We start from the raw sequence: 19466 nt of genomic DNA, 5'->3' as shown, positions 1-19466 counted from the left end.
TCGACCCTCACGAGGAGTGTCCATGACCACTACGGAGAACCCCACCGCCTTCGGATCCGGCAACGCCGCCACCGACAAGTTCAAGAGCGAGCGCGTCTCCTCCGACACCTCGGTCGAGCGGGCCGGCGCGATCATCAAGGATGTTCTGCGGTCCCTCGCCGACGTCGTCCACAAGCATCAGGTCACCTACGACGAGTACCGCGTCCTCAAGCAGTGGCTCATCGACGTCGGCGAGTACGGCGAATGGCCGCTGTGGCTCGACGTTTTCGTCGAACACGAGGTCGAGGCCGTTCACTACGACCGCAACAACTACTCGGGTACCAAGGGCAGCATCGAAGGCCCCTACTACGTCGAAGGCTCCCCGAAGCTGCCGTCCAAGTGCACGATGCCGATGCGCGAAAAGGATGCCGCGGCACCGTCGCTGATCTTCAAGGGTCAGGTCACCGACCTCGACGGCAAGGGTCTCCCCGGTGCCACTGTCGAACTGTGGCATGCCGACGAGGACGGCTTCTACTCGCGGTTCGCTCCTGGCATCCCCGAGTGGAACCTGCGCGGCACGATCGTCTGCGACGACAACGGCTTCTTCGAGATCACCACCCTCAAGCCCGCGCCGTACAAGATCCCCGCGGACGGACCGACCGGCTGGTTCATCGACTCCTTCGGCGGCCACCCCTGGCGGCCGGCGCACCTGCACCTGATGGTCAAGGGTGCCGGACACCGCTCGATCACCACCCAGCTCTACTTCAAGGACGGGGACTGGGTCGACAGCGACGTCGCCTCCGCGACGAAGCCGGAGCTCATCCTCGACCCGCAGCCGAACGCCGACGGTATCGCCGAGGTGACCTACAACTTCGTGCTCGACCCCGAGGCCTGACCGGCACCCGGCGCTCGTGCGTGGTTCCGGTAGCCCCCGCTACCGGAACCACGCACGGGCACGAGTCCACCGCCGGCACCCGACCCGAATGCGAGTTCCCTCGATGTCCGACAAGGACCTGAAGATCGTTTCCGTCGAGACCACGATTCTCGACGTCCCGCTGATCCGCCCGCACAAGTTCGCGACCACGACCGCCGAAGCGCAGCCGATCCTGCTCGTGGCGATCACCACCGCCGGCGGCGTCACCGGCTACGGCGAGGGGGTCGTGCCCGGCGGACCGTGGTGGGGAGGCGAATCCGTCGAGACGATGAAGGCGATCGTCGACCGCTACATCGCTCCGTTCATCACCGGACGCGGCGTCGACGACATCACGGGCATCATGGTCGACCTCGAACGCATCGTCGCGAACGCGCGGTTCGCGAAGGCCGCCGTCGACGTCGCGCTGCACGACGCGTGGGCCCGCAGCCTCGACGTCCCGGTGCACACGCTGCTCGGCGGCGCGTTCCGCACCGGTGTCGACGTGCGCTGGGCTCTCGGCGCCGCCCCTCTCGAGGAGATCGTCGAGGAGGTCACCCACAAGATGGAGCAGCGCCTGAACTTCGCGTTCAAGCTCAAGATGGGCGCCCTCGATCCGGTGGTCGACACCGACCGTGTCGTCAAGGTCGTCGAAGCGTTCGACGGGAAGGTCGGATTCAGCATCGACGTCAACGCCCGGTGGGACCGCTTCACCGCACTGCGTCACGTGCCGGAATTGGTCGACGGCGGCGTCGAACTCATCGAACAGCCCACCCCCGCAGACCAACTCGATGTTCTCGCCGAGATCAATCGCAGGGTCTCGGCACCGGTCATGGCCGACGAATCCGTGCAGACACCGCACGACGCCTACGAAGTCGCCAAGCGCGGCGCCGCCGACGTGGTCGCGCTCAAGACCACCAAATGCGGTGGGCTGCAACGCAGCAAACAGGTCGTCGCGGTCGCGAAGGCAGCCGGGCTCCGGTGCCACGGCGCCACCTCGATCGAAGGCCCGATCGGCACGGCGGCGTCCGTCCACTTCGCGTGCGCCGAACCCGGCATCGACTACGGATCCGAACTCTTCGGTCCGCAGTTGTTCGCCGTGGAACTGCTGAAGACACCGCTCGACTACTCCGACGGCCAGGTGCACCTCCCGCAGGGGCCCGGCCTCGGTGTCGAGCTCGACATGGACGTCGTCAAGCACCTCGCCCGCGACTGACCCGACCGACCAGCCACAGATCAGGAGATAACCGACCATGGCGCTGTTCCACGTTCGCATGGACGTCGACATCCCCCGCGACCTCGACCCCGAGGTCCGCGCCGACACCATCGCGAAGGAGAAGGCGTACAGCCAGGAACTGCAGCGGAAGGGCAAGTGGCGGGAGATCTGGCGCATCGTCGGCCAGTACAGCAACATCAGCATCTTCGATGTCGACTCGGCGGACGAACTGCACGAGATCCTGTGGAACCTGCCGCTGTTCCCGTTCATGAAGATCGAGATCATGCCGCTGACGCGGCACGGATCCGACATCAAGGAGTAGACCGGCGTCGGCGGTTCATACTCGACATATGAGTCTGCCGCTCCGAGACGTCTACGAACAGCCGACCCTCGCGGACCTGCTTCCGTCGGTGATCGCATCCGCGGGTGCCGCCGGAGAACACAACCGGCTCGAGCTGACCGACTGCGCCCGCACCGTCGTACTGCTCGTCGACGGAATGGGATGGAACCTGCTGCAACGCAACAGCAGTGCCGCACCCTTTCTGACCGGGATGACGGGACAGCCGATCCGTGCCGGATTCCCCACGACCACTGCGGTGAGCCTCGCGTCGCTGGGAACCGGCCTGCCGTCGGGGCGGCACGGCGTCACCGGTTACCAGGCGTATCTGCGCGAGCTCGACAGCGCGTTCAACTGGTTGCGCTGGACGCTGGCGGGCACTGCTGTCGACCAGCGCACCCAGCTCGTCCCCGAACTCGTGCAGGCGCACCCCACCGTCTTCGAACGCGCCGTGCGGGACGGGATCGCCGTCACCACGGTCGTGCCGCGAATGTTCGAAGGCAGCGGACTGACACGCGCCGTGCTGCGCGGCGGCACATTCGTCGGCGTCTCCGCCTACGGCGACCTGCTCGCCCGGATCGTCGCCGCCGTCGGCTCCGCCGAACGCACTCTCGTCTACGGCTACCTCGGTGAGGTCGACACCCTCGGCCACCTCTACGGCCCGGAATCCCCGGCGTGGCTCGCGCAGCTCACCGTCGTCGACCGCTTCGTCGAACAACTCGTGGATGCGCTGCCGGAGGGAACGCGGCTCGTCGTCACCGCCGACCACGGAATGGTCGACACCAGCCGCGGGCGGCGCATCGACTACGACCACTGCGCAGGACTGTCCGAGGACGTCACCTTCATCGCCGGGGAACCACGCTGCCGCCACGTCCACACCGAACGGCCGGACGCGGTCCTCGAACGGTGGCGCAACGAACTCGGCGACGAGATGTGGGTGGGCACCCGCGACGACGTGCTCGCCGCCGGGCTGTTCGGACCGGAACCGTCTCCGGACGCCGCGAGTCGCATCGGCGACGTCGTTGCGATCGGGCACGGCGAATCGTCGGTGATCCGCACGGACGGGGAACTCGTCATGTCCCGGCTGCCCGGACAGCACGGTGCGCTCACCGAAGACGAACTCCTGATTCCGGTGCTGTCGCCGGATCCGATCCGGCGTCGTACGGCATGACCCGGGCGACTCCGGGGGTGGATCTGTGAGCGACGGTATGTCGCCGTGGCCGCCGCGCCCGACTTATCGTGGCGTGTATGCGCACCCACGGAGCGACGGTCTGGCACTGGTCGGTCAGCGTCAAGGCCTGGCTGATCTTCTGGATCGTCCGGATCATCGTCAAACCGATCATGACCTGGTGGCCGGCCACCGACCGCGGTATCTCCGCTTTGAGCAGGCTCGACCGGCAGGTCGACAAGCTGCTGCCCCGGCCGCGGGGCGTCGACATCGACAGCGTGACGCTCGGCGGAGTGCCCAGTGAACGGATCGCGCCGCCGCGTCCGGCCACCGACGCCCTCGCCGGCGCGACGATTCTGTACTTCCACGGCGGCGCGTTCGTGTTCTGCGGACTCGCGACGCACCGCACGGTGTGCTCGCTGCTCGCCGCCCGGTCTGGAGTGCCCGTCTACTCCGCCGCGTACCGGCAGCTGCCCGTAGGCTCGATCGGCACGTCCGTGATGGATGCGATGGCCGCGTACAGCGCGGTCCTCTCGGTCGCCGACGACCCGAACCGCATCATCCTCGCCGGTGACTCTGCCGGCGGCTACCTCGCGATGAAGGTCGCGGAGATCGCGGCGCTGCGCGGCATGACCCGCCCGGCCGCAGTCATCGGTTTCTCGCCGCTGCTCAACCTGAACCTCGAATCCCACGACCCCGACTACATGAAGCGCGACGCCTACCTGCCGATGCGGCAGCTCGAGAAGCTGCGCGACAAATGGCTCGACGGTCCCGACCACATCGAAGGCGCCCAGTCGCCCGTCGACGCCGATCCCACCCTGTTCCCGCCGGTGTTCTTCTCCGTCGCCGAATACGAGATCACCCGGCCCGACGTCGAGATCGTCACCGAAGCGATCGAACGGACCGGGCGTCCGATCGAAACCCACATCTGGGCCGGGCAGGTCCACGCCTTCCCGGTCGTCGGCCAGACGTTACCGGAGGCCCGCGCCCTGCTCGGCCTCAGCATCGACTTCGCCCGGCGGGCCGTCGCCACCGAAGGCAGCAGCCGCTCCGCCTAGCGGGTCGGCTACGCCGCGAGGCGCGGTTTCAGCCACTCGGTGAGATCGTCGAGGACTTTGTCCTTCTCGTACTCGTTGAAGATCTCGTGGTACAGGCCGTCGTACATCTTCAGCGTGATGTCGTCCGAACCGGCCAGGTCCGCGACCAGCCGACTGCCCGACGGGTCGGTGAGTTTGTCGTCGGTGCCGTGCTGCACCAGCACCGGCACCGTCAGCGACGGCAGGCGCTGCGGGTAGGACTGCTCGCCGAGCACGAGGGCACGCGCGATGCCCGCGGGGACCAGACCGTGGTGCACGAGCGGGTCGGCGTTGTACGCTGCGACGACCGCGGGATCACGCGAGACGTGATTCGAGTCGAGCTTCTGCACCGGCACGTCCGGCAGGAACCGGCCGATCAGTTTGCCGGCCTCGACGATCACGCCGGGCGTGCCCGCGGTGACGACGACCGCGGGACCGGACAGTGCGAGCGCTGTCAGTTCCCCCGGATGGTCGAGTGCGTAGCTCAGCGCGATCGCACCACCCATCGAGTGCCCGAGCAGGAACCGCGGCAGACCGGGATGCGCCTCGTCGGCGACGGCGAACAGCCGGCCGATGTCGTCGGTGAACTCGCTCATGTCCCGCAGGTGCAGGCGCTTGCCACCGGACCGTCCGTGACCGCGGTGGTCCGGGGCATAGACGACGAGGCCGATCTCGGTGAGCCGTTCCGCGACGTGGTCGTACCGCCGGGCGTGCTCGCCGAGGCCGTGGCACAACACCAGGACACCGCGCGGGTCGCCTTCGGGGGACCAGACGTCGTAGACGATCCGGGTTGCGGATCCGCCGGTGAACGAGGATTCGGAGTGCTGCATGGCGTCTCCCTGCCGTGGACTCGACGTGCGTGACGACCGCATCCTTGCACGAGACGACGCGGCGTGTGTCCGGTACCCGCGGACCGGGCCGGCCGGGGTGGCCGGAAAAGGCGTGGATCGGAGATCGACGGGGTGAAGAGGTCGCCGTCGCTTCGCCGTCTTCCACGCCGCGTCGGTCTCCGAACAGGGCACCTCCGTCGAGGGCGATCGAGAAGGTGATTTCGGTTTGCAGAACCGGCTCAGACGGCGAGGCCTACATACTTGGTGTCGAGGTACTCGTCTATTCCTTCCGGACCGCCTTCTCGACCGACACCCGATGCCTTGATTCCTCCGAATGGCGCTGCAGGACTGGATACCAAGCCTTGATTGAGTCCGACCATCCCGGTCTGGAGTCCTTCGGCGAGTCGCACTGCGCGCGTGATGTTCTCGGTGAATACGTACCCCGCCAACCCGTATTCGGTGTCGTTGGCCAAAGCGAGTGCCTCGGCGTCGGTGTCGAACGTTGTGATCGGAGCGACCGGGCCGAACGATTCCTCGGACAGGATCTTTGCTGTTTGCGGAACGTTCGCGAGGACAGTCGGGGGATAGAAGTAGCCGTGGGTGCGAGTCGCTATCGGAGGGGCGATGGCCGTAGCTCCCAGCGCGACTGCGTCATCGACGAGCCGCGTGACCTTGTCCACTGCCGATTGGTTGATCAGTGGGCCGAGCTGCGTGGCAGGATCGGCGCCGTCACCGACGACTACGGCGCACATCCGGTCGGCCAGCCGGGAGGTGAATTCGTCCGCGACCGACGAATGGACGATGAAGCGGTTGGCTGCGGTACAGGCCTCGCCATTGTTCCGCATCTTCGCGAGCAACGCTCCGTCGACGGCTCGATCGATGTCGGCGTCATCACAGACGATGAAGGGAGCATTGCCGCCGAGTTCCATCGACACACGCAGAACGTTCTCCGCGCTTTGCCGGATGAGGCTGCGCCCCGTCGGGGTAGACCCCGTGAAGGTTATCTTGCGCAGCCGACTGTCCTGGACCAGCGGTTCGCAGAGTGCGGCGGCGTTCGATGTGGTGACGATGTTGACCACCCCGTCGGGTACGCCGGCCTCCATGAGAATCTCGCCGAACGCGAGTGTGGTGAGTGGGGTCAATTCGGACGGCTTGATGACGACGGTGCAGCCGGCCGCGAGGGCGGGGCCGATCTTGCGGGTACTCATCGCCAGGGGGAAGTTCCACGGCGTGATGGCCAGTACCGGCCCGACGGGCTGTTTCATGGTGATGAGCCTGGTATTGCCGGTCGGGGCAAGGGCATAGCGGCCGGCTACTCGCACTGCTTCCTCCGAGAACCAGCGCAGAAACTCGGCCGCATAGGCGACCTCACCGCGGGCTTCGGAGAGCGGCTTGCCCATTTCCGTGGTGATGAGGACTGCGAGATCGTCGGATCGCCTGTTCATCAGGTCGAATGCGTCGCGCAGTATGTTCGAGCGATACCGAGGATCAGTTGCAGCCCAGTGTGTTTGGGCGTCGTCCGCGGCAGAGAGGGCGGCGAGCCCATGTTCGGGGCCGCCATCGCTGACCTCGGCGACGGCGGCCCCGGTGGCGGGGTTCTCGACGGTGATCGTGTTGTCGGTCGCGACCCATTGTCCTCCGATGAGAAGCTGCTTGGGCACGGAGTCGACGATCGAAGCGGATGTGGACGTGGCTACGGGCATGGGTGAGGGATCCTTGGGTACGTGGGCGTGCATGTCTGCCGAGAAGTAGCGCTACGACAATCGCCGTTTCGGCACGGGGACACGTCCGTGCCGAGGGTCCCCGCGGGACTGCACCGGTTAGATGTCCGGTGCATTCGCGGAGACCAGGTCATGGCATGACTCGGCCGGTTCAGTCGACGACGGCGATGGCCTCGACCTCGATGAGAAAGTCGGGCTCGGCCAGTGCAGCGACACCGATACCCGTGAGTGGTGGCAACGGGGCGGCGATGCCCAGCTTGGCGGATGCCCGCGCAACGCCTTCGATGAATCGGCCCATCTTGTCGGGGGTCCAGTCGACAAGGTAGACCGTCAGTTTGACGACGTCGTCGAACGACGCCCCGACCGCGGCCAGCGATGTGGCGACATTCAGATAGCACCGCTCGGCCTGCGCGATGAGGTCACCGGTGCCGACGACACCGCCGCTCGCGTCGACGGCGACCTGGCCGGCCATGAAGATCAGCTTCGATCCGCCGGCTACCGATACCTGCCGATAGAGATCGACCTCAGGTAGTCCTTCTGGGTTCACGAGATCGACGGCCATGTGTACTCCTTGGTTCGAGAATCCTCGGACCGTGCTGTATTTGCCCGGTGAGGGTCCGAGGACGGATGGTCGAGGCGGCGATTGCCGCTGATCCGAGCTGGATCTGTGGATTCGGAGGCTCGGGACCGGGATATCGGCCGCCGATCGTCGCTACGAATACGTCAGACCCCCATCCACCGGGATGATTGCGCCGGTGATGTAGTCGCTGAGGTTGCCCGCGAGGAACTCGATGACGCCCGCGCAGTCCTCCGGCGTTCCGTATCGGCCGAGCGGAATATTCCCGAGCAGCTGCGCGTCTCCGATCGAGTTCAGCAGCGGAGCAAGGCGTCCGGTCGAGATATAGCCCGGGGAAACGCAATTCGCCGTGATGCCGAACGGTCCCAGGTCGCTCGCCAGATACTGGGTGTACTTGGCGACTGCGGCCTTCGCGGCGCCGTAATGGGCATAACCACCGTTGCTTTCGACCCGATGGCCCGCCTGGCTGCCGACGGTGACGATCTTGCCCGACCGCTGCTCCTTCATGGGCCTGGCCACGGCTCGGCAGGTGTTGATCGTGCCGGTGAGGTTGCGGGCGAGGACGATCTCGACGAGATCATTCTCGACGGTGGATGCGCGAGTTTCCTCGGGTGATCCCACGCCGCCCCCCGCGTTGCAGATCGCGATATCGAGCCGGCCCCACTCGCCGATGATCTGTTGAACTGCCGCGTCCACGGCGGTCGAATCGGTGATGTCGACCTGTAAACCGATTGCGCGCACTCCTATTTCGCGTATCTCGTCGACCGTCGTGTCGCCGTGCATTGCCTCTGCCTCGAGTTGGTAGTCCTTGTACGAGTGCAGATCTACATCCAGCACTGCGACGTCAGCGCCGCGATCCGCGAGTCTGAGCGCGTAGGTGCGGCCGATGCCGCGTGCTGCTCCGGTAACCAGCGCGACCTTGCCGCGCAGAGGCAGGTTGTCCGTCATGCTCGAAATCTCCCTCGAGTTTCATCGATCGTTCCGGTCGATGCGGGTGGCGTGTGATGCAGGTCCTCGGATTCAAAGCTCTCACGTAATATCTTGCAAAGAAACACCTTTGGTCTCTCTCCAGGTTGAAACGACGGCCATGCCGATGAGGCAGAGCACGATGATGTACACATTGAACGCCCAGCCGAGTCCCTCGCCGTAGAGCCACTGGTTCAGGTACGGGGCCGTTCCACCGAAGATCGCAACCGCGAGCGACAGGGAGAAGCCGAGCATTCGGGTGCGGTACTGCGTGGGCAGAAGTTCGGAGAGAACCGCGGGCTTTGAACCTGCTACGAGGGCGATGAAAACCAAGGCGATCGACTGTGCGATGAAGAGGGTCCAGGGTTCGTCGGTGATCATGCCCATGAGCGGGAAGATGCCGATGATGAAAGCGCTGTAGAAGATGAGGGTCACCGGTTTGCGCCCCCACGTGTCGGCCAGGAACCCGCCGATCGGGATGGCGGCAATGTAGATCAGTTGTGCGAAAACGCTCGCCAGGAATGCGCTCGAGGGGTTCATATCATGATACGTGATCGCGAATACCGCGGCGAACGAGGTCCACGTGTAGTAGACGACATTGGTACCGCCTTCGTACAACATCAGTTTGAGTCCACGGACGATGAGGGTTCGCCGGGACAGCTTCGGTGTCTCGGTGGCAGGGGTTCGCTCCCCGGTCGCGGCGATCTGTTCCTCGTACACCTCGCTCTCCATCATCCCTCGACGAAGGAACAACGCGACCACGGCGAGGCCCGCGCCGAGGAAGAACGGGATGCGCCAGCCCCAGCCGGCGGCGTCCGCTTCGGGTAACGCTGCCGAGATTCCGGCTCCCAGAGCAGTGGCAAACAGAGTGCCGACTGAGACGGAAACGAACACAGCGCTCGACCAGAGTCCGCGGTGCCGGGGAGGAGCAATCTCGGAAACGTATGCGTAGGAAGCGGTTGTCTCTCCGCCGTGCGCGAGTCCTTGAAGAAGACGGGCCACCACGAGGAGCAACGACGCAAACCCGCCGATCGCGGCATAGCTGGGTGTCACGGCGATCAGAAGGCTGCCCGCCGCCATCAGCAGCATCGTCGTGATCATCGTGGTTCGACGACCGACTCGGTCGGCGAGGGTGCCGAACAGGATGCCCCCGAGCGGACGGAACGCGAAGCCCACAGCGAAGACTGCGAGGGTGCTGAGGAGAGCCGATGTGGGATCGGAAGGATCGAAAAGAGCTTTCGCAATGAACGGTGAAAACACCGCATAGATGGTCCAGTCGAACCATTCCAGGAGATTACCGACACTGCTCGCGAGAAGCGAGCGCCGACGCAACTGCAATGTGGCGCCGTGTTCCTTGGGGTTTGCGGTCAGGATTGAATTCACGATTCACGACTCGTCTCGTCTGTAAGTTGTCCATGTATTTCGAATCTCCGCCGTGCGAGCGGGTTCGGGTCGTCCTCGGCGATCACGTCGGTGTGTTTCTCGACGGGCCCGCGGTCGCGTCGAGAACAGCGCATGGTGTCCGCGCGCTCGGAACCCGAATTCGAACCATTGCGACGCGACCACCGAGGAAGGGCGCGTCAGGCCACGAAGAGATCCTTTACCAGGGGCGTACCGGGCACGACTTCGTACTCGCGAAAGTCGGTGCGCCCACGCTGCCGCAACAGGTCCTCATCGATGAAGAAGTTGCCGGTGACTTCGGAGCTGGGGCTGGTCACAATGGCATGTGCTGCATCGGACATGATCTCTGTCGTGCGGCATCCGGCAGCCTCTACGCCGATGACCGAGCTCGCGGCGGTTTCGATCATCGTCTGGGGCCACAGGCCGTTGACTGCGACGCCTCGATCACGAAACTCCGCCGCCATCCCGAGTACGGTCATGCTCATCGCGTACTTGGACATGGTGTATGCACAGTGGGCGGCAAACCATCCGGGATTCAGGTCCAGTGGTGGCGACAAGGTCAGAATATGGGCGTTCTCGCTGTGCATCAGATGAGGAAGGCACGCTTGCGAGACCGCGAATGTGCCTCGCACGTTGATGTCGAAGACGAGGTCGAATCGACTCATGGGTGTCGAGAGTGTTTGCTCGAGGAATATTGCACTCGCGTTGTTGACGAGCACGTCTATCCCACCGAACATGGCAGCAGCCTTGTCCACGGCGCCGGCGACCTGGTCGTCGTTGCGGACGTCGACAACCAGGGGCAGTGCGCGGCCACCAGCGGCAACGATCTCGTCTGCAACCGAGTGGATGGTCCCGGGCAATTTGGGGTGAGGTGTGTCCGTCTTCGCAGCGATGACGACGTTGGCGCCGTCAGCCGCCGCGCGCAGCGCGATCGCGCGCCCGATGCCCCGGCTTCCGCCGGTGATGAAAACTGTTCTGTCTCTGAGCGTTGTCATGGAATCTCCCCGCAGAGCGGCGTCGACGAATCATTGATCGAGCTTGGATGTGTACTCGCTGCTTTCGCGGCCGGTGCGGCTGGTGGATAGCTGCTCCGTGGCGTTGGCTGTATGCGTGCGCAGATTCTCGAGATATCCGTCGCGGAGGACGAACTTCTGGATTTTTCCGGACGCGGTCTGCGGCAGTTCGGTTCTGAATTGCCACACCCGCGGGATCTTGAACGAGGCGAGGTGGGCTCCGCAGTGCATGGCCAGATCGTCCTCGGTGAGGTGCATTCCCTCGGCCGTAACGATGAAAGCCGCCACGATCTCCCCCCATTCGGGGTCCGGAAGCCCGACCACGGACACTGCGCTGACCGCTGGGTGAGCGTAGAGGATGTCTTCGATCTCACGAGGAAAGATGTTCTCCCCGCCCCGAATGATCATGTCCTTGAGTCGGCCTCGGATCGTGACGAATCCGGAAGCATCGATGGTGCCCAGGTCACCTGTGTGAAGCCACCCGTCGGCGTCGATGGCCTCCGCGGTCGATGCGGGATCAGAAAAGTACTCCGTCATCACACAACTGCTCCGGGTGCACACCTCGCCGAGTTCACCGACATCGATCACGCCGCGAGAATTCAGGTCGACGATCTTGACCTCGATCCCGGGAAGCGGCCGGCCGACGGTGGTCAGCGTCTGCTTCTGCTGGTCTCCGCTCGCGGTGTGGGTGATGTAGGGCGACGATTCTGTCTGTCCGTATCCGATACCCACCTCGACTCCGAGGACACGGCGGGCACGCAGCGCCAGATCGAGCGGAACAGGCGCTCCGCCGAGCGTGGTCAGTCGCCAGCTCGACACGTCACGTGGTTTGTCTTCCTGCCGTTCAAGTATCCGGATGAGCATGGTCGGCACGCTCAGCATCACGGTGCCGTGCTGGGTCTCGAACAGGTCCAACATGAGGTCGGCATCGAAGCTCGGTGGGATGATGTGGCAGCCGCCGGTCTGTAGCGCACCCAACGTCACGAGACCGCAGCCAGCGGTGTGGAACAGCGGCATGGGATTGATCCATACATCGTCCGGGCGCGCACCGATGACGGTCGCGTACCTCCGACCGTTGGTGGCCAGACCACGGTGGCTCAGGAGAGCGCCTTTCGGCAGGCCAGTCGTTCCCGACGTGTACTGGATCTGTGCCGGGTCCTCGGGGCGGACCGTCGGCAAAGGTCCGAGCGGTACGCCGAAATCTCTTCCATCGGAAACGAACTCGTCCCAATCTCCGAAGGAGATCACCTCGCGGACCCGGGTGCCGTCGAGTGCAGCAGTCACGATCGGTAGCAGATCCCGGGACCGGAAATGCGGTTGCACCACGATCCCCACCGCCCGAGATTGACGCAGCACATACGCCAGCTCGGCCTGCCGGAAGGCCGGGTTGACCGTCACCAGCGTCAGTCCCGCCAGCGCGGCACCGAACTCCAGCTGGATCCACTCCGGGCTGTTGGCGGCCCAGACTGCCAGGTGCTCGCCAGGGGAGAACCTGAGCAAGAGAGCCCGAGCGACGTGGGTGGATGCCTCCAGCAGTTCGCCGAATGTCCACCGGCGCGCATCGTCACCCAGAATGCCCTCAACGAGGGCCGTTCGGTCTCCCCATCGAGCGGCGGCTCGGATGAGAGCATCCCCGATCGTGCTGTCCGAATCATGCGGATCGGTCTCTGCGTTCCAGATCGATGCAGACAGAGGTAGACGATTGCTGCTCGTCACTGTCATCGCCTCGCTCCGGCGAAATGTCGGTGTGGATTGGAGACAAGGATGGTGTCGATGTCTTCTTCGGTGACTCCCGCATCGAGCAGAGCCGGAATCACGTCCTCGGGGATGTGACGGTAGTTCCACTTCGGGCCGATCCGGTCCCGGGATTCGACGGCGACGAAGTCGAGGAAACAGGACGCGTCGTGTGAGATGACGATGCTCGCGGTGTAACCGCGGCGGACGAGTTCGACGAGGGTGTCGATCCGCTCGTTGAACGGCAGGAAGGCGTCGGCCCCGAACCGATCGAGTCCGAGTAGGGATCCTGCGTCAGCGAGGCGGCACAAGTAGTCCACGTCGGTGGTATCGCCGGCATGCCCGATGATTACCCGTGTCAGATCGACACCTTCCTCCGCGAGGACCCGCTGGGCAACGAGGCCGGATTCCGATCCGGCATGGGTGTGAACGGTGATCGGCGCACCGGTCTCGACACTCGCCTGACCGACCGCGCGCATGGTTCGTTCGACACCGGCGGTCAGTCCGGGATCATCTATGGCGCACTTGAGGAAGGCGGCTCGCACACCGGTGTCACCGATGCCTTTCGTCAGATCTCGGATGAACAGTTCGGTCAGCGGTTCCTCGGTGTCGATCATCAAGCCGGGGCCGCGATACGCGAACTGAGGTGGAAGATCGTTGAAGGTGTACAAGCCGGTGGCGACAACGATATTGAGGGACGTGCGTTCCGCGATGCGCTGAATCCGCGGGATGAAACGGCCGAGTCCCAGCACGGTCGGATCCATGATGGTGTCGATGCCGAGACTCTCGAGCTCGCTCAGTTCGCGGACCGCCTGCTCGACCTTCTCGTCCTCGTCCCAGTCGTCCTGGTAGTTCAGCCGGAATTCTTCGCCGAGCACGAAGACGTGTTCGTGGACGAGGGTTCGTCCGAGTTCACCGGAGTCGATGGGTCCGGTCACTGTCTGCACTTCGGTCATGGTTCTTCCTGGGGTCGTTTCTTCAGAGCGCGACGACGACGGATTTGGTTTCCAGATATTGTTCGAGCACTGCATCCCCCTTCTCTCGGCCCCAGCCGCTCTGCTTGTAACCGCCGAAAGGAAGCTCGGCGGCGAACACGTGGTAGGTGTTGACGTGCACAGTTCCGGCTTTGAGTCGCTTCGCCAGCAGGTGCGCCTTCGACAGGTCGGAGGTCCACACGCCCGCGGCGAGTCCGTAGATCGTGTCGTTGGCTTGCCGTGCGAGATCGTCGATGTCGCTGAACGGAAGAGCGGTGACCACCGGTCCGAAGATCTCCTCCCGGACGATCGGATGATCTCGGTCGGGACGGGCAATCACGCTCGGCTCCACGTAATATCCGTCCCGGTCCAGTACGCTGCCACCGGCCACCGTCCGGCCGCCGGACTGCTTGCCCAGATCGAGGTAGCGGCTGACACGTTCGAAATGCTCCGCCGACACCAGCGGACCCATATCGGTGTCCGGGTCGAGACCGTAGCCCACCTTGATGCCACGAGCATGCTCGGCGAGGCCTTCTACGACGCGGTCGAACTGCGACTCGTGCACGTAGAGGCGGCTTCCGGCCGAGCAGACCTCGCCCTGGTTGTAGAAGATCGCGAGGGCGGCGCCTGCGATGGCAGCGTCGACGTCCGCGTCGTCGAGGACGATGTTCGGGGACTTCCCGCCCAGCTCCAGCGATACCCGCTTGAGGTTGCCGGCGGCGGCGCGCACGATGCTGCGTCCGACCTCCGTCGAACCGGTGAAGGCAATCTTGTCGACCCCGTCGTGCGCGGCAAGGTGTGCTCCGGCACGCTCCCCGAATCCAGGGACAATATTGACGACACCGTCGGGGAGACCGGCTTCGAGCAGGAGTTCACCGATCCGCAGCGCGGTCAATGGCGTCTGCTCGGCGGGCTTGAGGACGACGGTGTTGCCCGTGGCCAGGGCTGGGGCAAGCTTCCACGCAGCCATCAGAATGGGAACGTTCCAGGGAATGATCTGGCCTGCGACACCCAGGGGTTCGCGGGTCGTGTAGGCGTGGAACTCTGCGCCGGGCATGTAGGGAACGGATGGTGTCACTGACGTCCCGGTGATTCGGCGTGCCGCACCGGCCATGTACCAGAACATGTCTGCGGCGAGCGGGAGTTCGACGGCGAGCGCTGCGCTCGCCGGCTTACCGCTGTCCAGCGATTCCAGCTCGGCCAACTCCTCGGCATGCTCGGCGACCAGATCTCCGATCCTGTGAACGATGCGACCGCGCTCGCTCGGCGACATCTTCGACCACGGACCCTCTGCGGCGCGGCGTGCCGCTTCCACCGCGGCGTCGATGTCGCGTTCCGAACCCTCGGACACCGTGGCGAGGACTTGTCCTGTACCGGGGTCGATGGTCTCGAATGTCCGGCCGTCGACAGCATCGACGAACCGGCCGTCGATGAGCAGGCCGTGACGACGGTCCAGGAAGCCTTTCGAGTGCTTGGGTGCCATTGCAGCTGTGGTCATTTCGCCTTCTCCATTCTTGAAGGGCTCGGTCTGATAGGTGATGCGGAATCTGCGACGGTGACGTTGGTGTCACGTCGGCTTTTCGCTGTCCATGGGGCGCATTCGGCCGGCGAGCAGTGCACGACGCGGATCGCCGCGTTCCGCGTCCGTAGCGAACGGAGGGGTGTGCCTGGATGTAGCGCAGCGCCAGTCGCAGTGACCGAGGGGCGATAACGGAGGTCCTGAGTGAATCTTCGATTTGCCTGCGCATTCGAATCGGCCATGGCGTGGGCCTGTAGTGGAGCGTTCACTATCGAGGGCACACAAATGACTGCCCCCTAGGCAATTTCGGCAGCGTCAGCCGCCCCGGGGGATCTATGACGACCGGTCGTCACCGTGCTGACGACGGGACAGGAACTCGAGGACGAAAGGAATGACGATGTCCGGGGCCTCGATGAGTGGGCTGTGACCCGCGCGCTTGATCCGCCAGAGTTCGGCATTCGGGATCGCGTCGAACATCTCGTCGGACCACGCCGGCGGGCGGGCATGGTCCTGGGTTCCGGAGATGACGAGAGTCGATGCCGTGATCTGCGGCAGTAGCGCCACCGCACTTTCGCGCTGAACAACACCCCGAGCGGCATGTGCCAATTTCGGTGACAGCTCTTTGAGGCGTCGACTCCACAGGTCGTGGACATCCTGACGTTCCGGGTCCTCGAGAACACTTGCCGCAAAAAGAATGCCCTTGACGATCTCCACGACTTCGTCGGTGAAGCCGTCCCGTTCGAACATGTCGACGAACGCGCCGAATTCTTCCAGATGCTCGACCGATTCTCCGCGCGCGGATGAACCCATCAACACCAGTTTGTCGACAAGATCGGGCCTGCGGCTCGCGATTCGGACCGCTACGTCCCCGCCCATGGACTGACCGATGATCGATACCTGGCGCAGGCCGAGCCTGTCGACCAGCGCCAGAACATCATCGCTGCACATGTCCATGGTCACGGTCGACCCGGCCTCGTCCAGACGGCCGGCCTGCCCGAGGAACTCTGGTGCGATGAACCTGAACCGCCCCGCGCCCGCAGCAGCGAGACTGTCGAACGATCGCGGGTCGAGAAAGAGCGAGTGCAGGCAGAGCACCGGGCTCAGGTGCGGTTCACCAGTGTCGAATGTCATCAGATCTCCCTCGTGTCCAGGTGCTTCGGTGTACGGGAGGGCCATGTATGTGACGTGCCGCACACGTTGTTTGCCTGACGGTATTCGCTCCGGTCGCCGATGTCAATAAACGCAATCGAGTTCGAATAATGAAAATTTCGATAGTTGACATGTACTTCATACTTTGAAACCGTAGGCGACCTATCGCGAGGAGGACGTAGGAATGAATGGGACAGTTGCCGATGTCATCGCAGGCGCCTTGGCCAGGCACGGGGTGAAAACAATTCTGGGGCAAAGTAATCCGACTGAGCTGATGCTCGCTGCGGAACGTATCGGGATCCGTCAGGTGCTGTATCGCACCGAGAATGCGGCTGGTGTCATGGCCGATGGATTCTCCAGAATCTCGGGTCGAATCGCCGTCGTCGCGGCACAGAACGGACCGGCCGCCACGTTGATGGTCCCGCCGATGGCCGAGGCCATCAAGGCCTCGGTGCCGATGCTGGTACTGGTGCAGGAGGTGCCGGCCGGAAACCGCGACCGCAACGCTTTTCAGGAAATGGACCACTTCGGGCTTTTTGCGAGCGTCTCGAAGTGGACCCGGCGAATCGACGACCCGGCGCGAGTCGACGACAACATCGATCTGGCGATGACGATGGCCAACAGCGGGCGGCCGGGTCCGGTGGTCCTGCTCATCCCGCGCGATGTACTCGGAATGCCCGCCGCAGTGAGTCGATTCAGCAGGACGGCAGACCTCGGGGCGTTCCCTCTCGATCGTCCGCGTCCGGATGCAGCCGCGGTCTCGAAGGCGGCTGAACTCATCGCACGAGCACGATCACCCCTGGTCATCGCGGGTGGTGGGGTTCACAGCTCGGGTGCGGTGGCAGAACTGGGCGCGCTCCAGGACCTCGCTCAGTTGCCGGTCGTAACGACGAACATGGGTAAGGGCGTAGTCGACGAAACAGGTCCGCTCTCACTCGGAGTTGCCGCAAACGTGACGGGGGAGCGGGGGCCCGCTCACTTCCATCTCCCGATGATCGCTGACGCAGATGTCGTGCTGTTGGTCGGGACGCGGACGAACGAGAATGGAACCGAGGGCTGGACGCTCACATCGCCGGATGCCACGTATATCCACATCGATGTCGATGCCCTCGAGGTGGGGCGAAACTACGAATCGTTGCGACTGGTGGGCGATGCGCGAGCCGCGCTTGCAGATCTCACGGAGGCTCTCGCTGCCACCGACCTCACGATCCGCCGGACGCTGGCCGACCAGCTCCGCGCGAACATTGCAGCCGGACGGAACAGGCATGTCGAGACGGTTGCACCGCTGCTCGAGTCGGGCAATGCCCCCATTGCCCCCGAGCGACTTTTCGCCGAACTCGGCAAGGTTCTGAACCCCGACGACATCGTGGTTGCCGATGCCAGCTATTCCTCGTTCTGGATCGCCAGCTACCTCCGCGCGGTGCAGCCCGGTCAACGCTTCCTCATGCCCCGAGGGCTGGCGGGGCTCGGGTGGGGACTGCCTCTCGCCATGGGGGCGAAACTCGCGGCGCCGGATCGCCGCGTCATCGCGGTCGTCGGCGACGGAGGCTTCGCGCATGTGTGGTCCGAGCTGGAGACCGCGGTCCGCGAGAACCTGCCCGTGATCGTGCTCGTGCTCAACAATTCGATCCTCGCCGCGCAACGGCATGCCGAGAACGCCGTGTTCGGCGAAACCACGAAGGGTGTGGAGTTCGGAGCGGTCGATCACGCCTCGATTGCAGCCGCGGTCGGAGCCACGGGGATCGTCGTCGAGCATCCGGACAACATCGAGACGGCTCTTCATGAGGCCCTGGAATCGCCTGGCACGGTGGTCATCGACGTGATCGTCGACCCTGACGCCTACCCTCCCGTTCGTGCATGGGACGCCTGCGTCGACCGGATCAACACTCAGCTCCATCGCGACAGGCCAGTCTCCGCGTCGCGGTGATAATTTCATATAGTGAACAGAACGTCGCGCACTCAAGGGCAACCCACGTTGCAGACGGTCGAGCGGGCATTGAGCTTTCTCGAGTACGTAGCCGCCGCCGATACGCCACCCACGGTGCAGCAGGTGTCGGCGGGCCTCGGCCTCAACATCACCACGTGCTATCACCTGATGCGAACACTGCTGTCCCGGGGCTACCTCGAGCGCCGGTCCGACGGAAAACTACGACTCGGCGCCAGCGTCGGCGCGTTGTTTCGTACTTATCAACTCGGATTCAACGTCAACGAGCAACTCTCCGCCATCGTCACGGACCTGGCGGAATCCACCGCCGAGACGTCGTTTCTGTCGACACTCGACGATCGGAACGTGATCCTCAAGGTGCTGGTCGAAGGCTCGCAACCTCTTCGGGTCGGAGGGCTCTACGTCGGGCTGGCAGGCAACGAACCACGCCGCGCGGCCGGAAAGGCAGTACTCGCACACCTCGAGGCCGGGCTGAAAGACGAGATCATCGAGCGCAACCTCGCTGACCTGAACCCGACTGCCCGGCGTCGGTTCCGCTCGATGCTGGAACGAGAACTGGAAGACGTCCGGGAACAGGGATGGTCCGCGGACATCGATACCAGTCCCGGCATCACCTCGATCGGCTCGCCGATCTTCGGCGGGGACGGATCCATCGTTGGAGCCATAGGCTTAGTTGCACCTACTTCACGTTTTCAGGAAGGCCGGGACAACTTCCTCCAGGCCGTGATGGATGCAGCACATCTGGCATCGGAAACACTGGGTCGCGTAACGGACGGAGCGTTGTGAGAGCTGGGATGAACGTGGATGTCTTTGACTGATTCGAATCGTTCCGGAGGCGCAGCCGGCGTGCTGGAGGCCCGTGCGCTCTCGATGCGGCACGTAAACATGCTCGCCGCGCGATGGGCGAGAGGGGAAACGTCCGTGAAGGTCCGACAGGGCCGGAGCCTGTCC

At 64.4% G+C, this 19466-nt stretch carries 17 protein-coding genes; 7 read left to right on the top strand and 10 right to left on the bottom strand.

Annotated elements, in window-relative coordinates; genetic code table 11:
- Positions 1–22 precede the first annotated feature (22 nt).
- The 5 genes from catA to RZ1_RS22680 all read left to right on the top strand — a co-directional run bounded on the left by catA (position 23) and on the right by RZ1_RS22680 (position 4668).
- Entirely contained in the window at positions 23–874 is an 852-nt protein-coding gene (catA, locus tag RZ1_RS22700) for a catechol 1,2-dioxygenase (protein ID WP_072814784.1), read from the top strand.
- A 103-nt stretch (positions 875–977) separates the two neighbouring features.
- A complete protein-coding gene (locus RZ1_RS22695; RefSeq protein ID WP_072814783.1) occupies positions 978–2105 on the top strand; it encodes a muconate/chloromuconate family cycloisomerase in 1128 nt (375 codons plus the stop codon).
- A gap of 37 nt (positions 2106–2142) precedes the next feature.
- The gene (gene catC / locus RZ1_RS22690; protein ID WP_072814782.1) at positions 2143–2427 is read left to right on the top strand and encodes a muconolactone Delta-isomerase; all 285 of its coding nucleotides are present in this window, start codon (positions 2143–2145) and stop codon (positions 2425–2427) included.
- 28 nt (positions 2428–2455) lie between these two features.
- Positions 2456–3613 carry an alkaline phosphatase family protein gene (locus RZ1_RS22685; RefSeq protein WP_072814781.1) on the top strand — a complete coding sequence of 386 codons (1158 nt, stop codon included), beginning with the start codon at positions 2456–2458 and terminating at the stop codon, positions 3611–3613.
- A gap of 77 nt (positions 3614–3690) precedes the next feature.
- Positions 3691–4668 carry an alpha/beta hydrolase gene (locus tag RZ1_RS22680; RefSeq protein WP_072814780.1) on the top strand — a complete coding sequence of 326 codons (978 nt, stop codon included), beginning with the start codon at positions 3691–3693 and terminating at the stop codon, positions 4666–4668.
- A gap of 8 nt (positions 4669–4676) precedes the next feature.
- Here RZ1_RS22680 and RZ1_RS22675 read toward each other — a convergent pair whose 3' ends face one another.
- From RZ1_RS22675 to RZ1_RS22630, 10 genes are all read right to left on the bottom strand, one after another.
- Positions 4677–5516, bottom strand: coding sequence for an alpha/beta hydrolase (locus tag RZ1_RS22675; RefSeq protein WP_072814779.1), 840 nt, complete (start codon positions 5514–5516; stop codon positions 4677–4679).
- 239 nt (positions 5517–5755) lie between these two features.
- Positions 5756–7219: an NAD-dependent succinate-semialdehyde dehydrogenase gene (locus RZ1_RS22670; RefSeq protein WP_072814778.1), complete on the bottom strand. Its 1464-nt coding sequence runs from the start codon at positions 7217–7219 to the stop codon at positions 5756–5758.
- A 169-nt stretch (positions 7220–7388) separates the two neighbouring features.
- Positions 7389–7799: a RidA family protein gene (locus RZ1_RS22665; protein WP_072814777.1), complete on the bottom strand. Its 411-nt coding sequence runs from the start codon at positions 7797–7799 to the stop codon at positions 7389–7391.
- Between the two features lie 150 nt (positions 7800–7949).
- Entirely contained in the window at positions 7950–8762 is an 813-nt protein-coding gene (locus RZ1_RS22660; protein ID WP_072814776.1) for an SDR family NAD(P)-dependent oxidoreductase, read from the bottom strand.
- Between the two features lie 81 nt (positions 8763–8843).
- A complete protein-coding gene (locus RZ1_RS22655) occupies positions 8844–10163 on the bottom strand; it encodes an MFS transporter (protein WP_238071760.1) in 1320 nt (439 codons plus the stop codon).
- Between the two features lie 197 nt (positions 10164–10360).
- On the bottom strand, positions 10361–11176 hold the full coding sequence (locus RZ1_RS22650) for an SDR family oxidoreductase (RefSeq protein WP_072814774.1): 816 nt from the start codon (positions 11174–11176) through the stop codon (positions 10361–10363).
- A 30-nt stretch (positions 11177–11206) separates the two neighbouring features.
- A complete protein-coding gene (locus RZ1_RS22645) occupies positions 11207–12916 on the bottom strand; it encodes a class I adenylate-forming enzyme family protein (RefSeq protein ID WP_083583855.1) in 1710 nt (569 codons plus the stop codon).
- Entirely contained in the window at positions 12913–13884 is a 972-nt protein-coding gene (locus tag RZ1_RS22640) for a phosphotriesterase family protein (protein ID WP_072814772.1), read from the bottom strand. Before RZ1_RS22640 ends, RZ1_RS22645 begins: the two co-directional genes overlap by 4 nt.
- A 22-nt stretch (positions 13885–13906) precedes the next feature.
- Positions 13907–15400: an aldehyde dehydrogenase family protein gene (locus RZ1_RS22635; protein ID WP_072814771.1), complete on the bottom strand. Its 1494-nt coding sequence runs from the start codon at positions 15398–15400 to the stop codon at positions 13907–13909.
- Positions 15401–15754: 354 nt separating this feature from the next.
- Positions 15755–16516, bottom strand: coding sequence for an alpha/beta fold hydrolase (locus RZ1_RS22630; RefSeq protein ID WP_169918063.1), 762 nt, complete (start codon positions 16514–16516; stop codon positions 15755–15757).
- 238 nt (positions 16517–16754) lie between these two features.
- Here RZ1_RS22630 and RZ1_RS22625 point away from each other — a divergent pair, with 238 nt between their 5' ends.
- Entirely contained in the window at positions 16755–18497 is a 1743-nt protein-coding gene (locus tag RZ1_RS22625) for an acetolactate synthase catalytic subunit (RefSeq protein ID WP_072814769.1), read from the top strand.
- 12 nt (positions 18498–18509) lie between these two features.
- Positions 18510–19301 (top strand): IclR family transcriptional regulator, encoded by a 792-nt coding sequence (locus RZ1_RS22620; RefSeq protein WP_083583854.1) that lies wholly within the window; start codon positions 18510–18512, stop codon positions 19299–19301.
- The last annotated feature ends 165 nt before the right edge of the window (positions 19302–19466 follow it).

Source organism: Rhodococcus zopfii NBRC 100606 = JCM 9919, assembly GCF_001895025.1.
Classification (GTDB): Bacteria; Actinomycetota; Actinomycetes; order Mycobacteriales; family Mycobacteriaceae; genus Rhodococcus; species Rhodococcus zopfii.
The sequence above is the reverse complement of the archived record's forward strand: the minus strand, read 5'-3'. Positions and strand labels throughout refer to the sequence as shown.

Excerpts from the sequence above, each read along its gene's own strand:
- RZ1_RS22650 (WP_072814774.1), bottom strand. The coding sequence starts at position 11,176 with ATGACAACGCTCAGAGACAGAACAGTTTTCATCACCGGCGGAAGCCGG.
- RZ1_RS22625 (WP_072814769.1), top strand. The coding sequence starts at position 16,755 with ATGAATGGGACAGTTGCCGATGTCATCGCAGGCGCCTTGGCCAGGCAC.
- RZ1_RS22665 (WP_072814777.1), bottom strand. The coding sequence starts at position 7,799 with ATGGCCGTCGATCTCGTGAACCCAGAAGGACTACCTGAGGTCGATCTC.
- RZ1_RS22680 (WP_072814780.1), top strand. The coding sequence starts at position 3,691 with ATGCGCACCCACGGAGCGACGGTCTGGCACTGGTCGGTCAGCGTCAAG.
- catA (WP_072814784.1), top strand. The coding sequence starts at position 23 with ATGACCACTACGGAGAACCCCACCGCCTTCGGATCCGGCAACGCCGCC.
- RZ1_RS22675 (WP_072814779.1), bottom strand. The coding sequence starts at position 5,516 with ATGCAGCACTCCGAATCCTCGTTCACCGGCGGATCCGCAACCCGGATC.
- RZ1_RS22645 (WP_083583855.1), bottom strand. The coding sequence starts at position 12,916 with ATGACAGTGACGAGCAGCAATCGTCTACCTCTGTCTGCATCGATCTGG.
- catC (WP_072814782.1), top strand. The coding sequence starts at position 2,143 with ATGGCGCTGTTCCACGTTCGCATGGACGTCGACATCCCCCGCGACCTC.
- RZ1_RS22670 (WP_072814778.1), bottom strand. The coding sequence starts at position 7,219 with ATGCCCGTAGCCACGTCCACATCCGCTTCGATCGTCGACTCCGTGCCC.
- RZ1_RS22660 (WP_072814776.1), bottom strand. The coding sequence starts at position 8,762 with ATGACGGACAACCTGCCTCTGCGCGGCAAGGTCGCGCTGGTTACCGGA.
- RZ1_RS22635 (WP_072814771.1), bottom strand. The coding sequence starts at position 15,400 with ATGACCACAGCTGCAATGGCACCCAAGCACTCGAAAGGCTTCCTGGAC.
- RZ1_RS22685 (WP_072814781.1), top strand. The coding sequence starts at position 2,456 with ATGAGTCTGCCGCTCCGAGACGTCTACGAACAGCCGACCCTCGCGGAC.
- RZ1_RS22695 (WP_072814783.1), top strand. The coding sequence starts at position 978 with ATGTCCGACAAGGACCTGAAGATCGTTTCCGTCGAGACCACGATTCTC.
- RZ1_RS22640 (WP_072814772.1), bottom strand. The coding sequence starts at position 13,884 with ATGACCGAAGTGCAGACAGTGACCGGACCCATCGACTCCGGTGAACTC.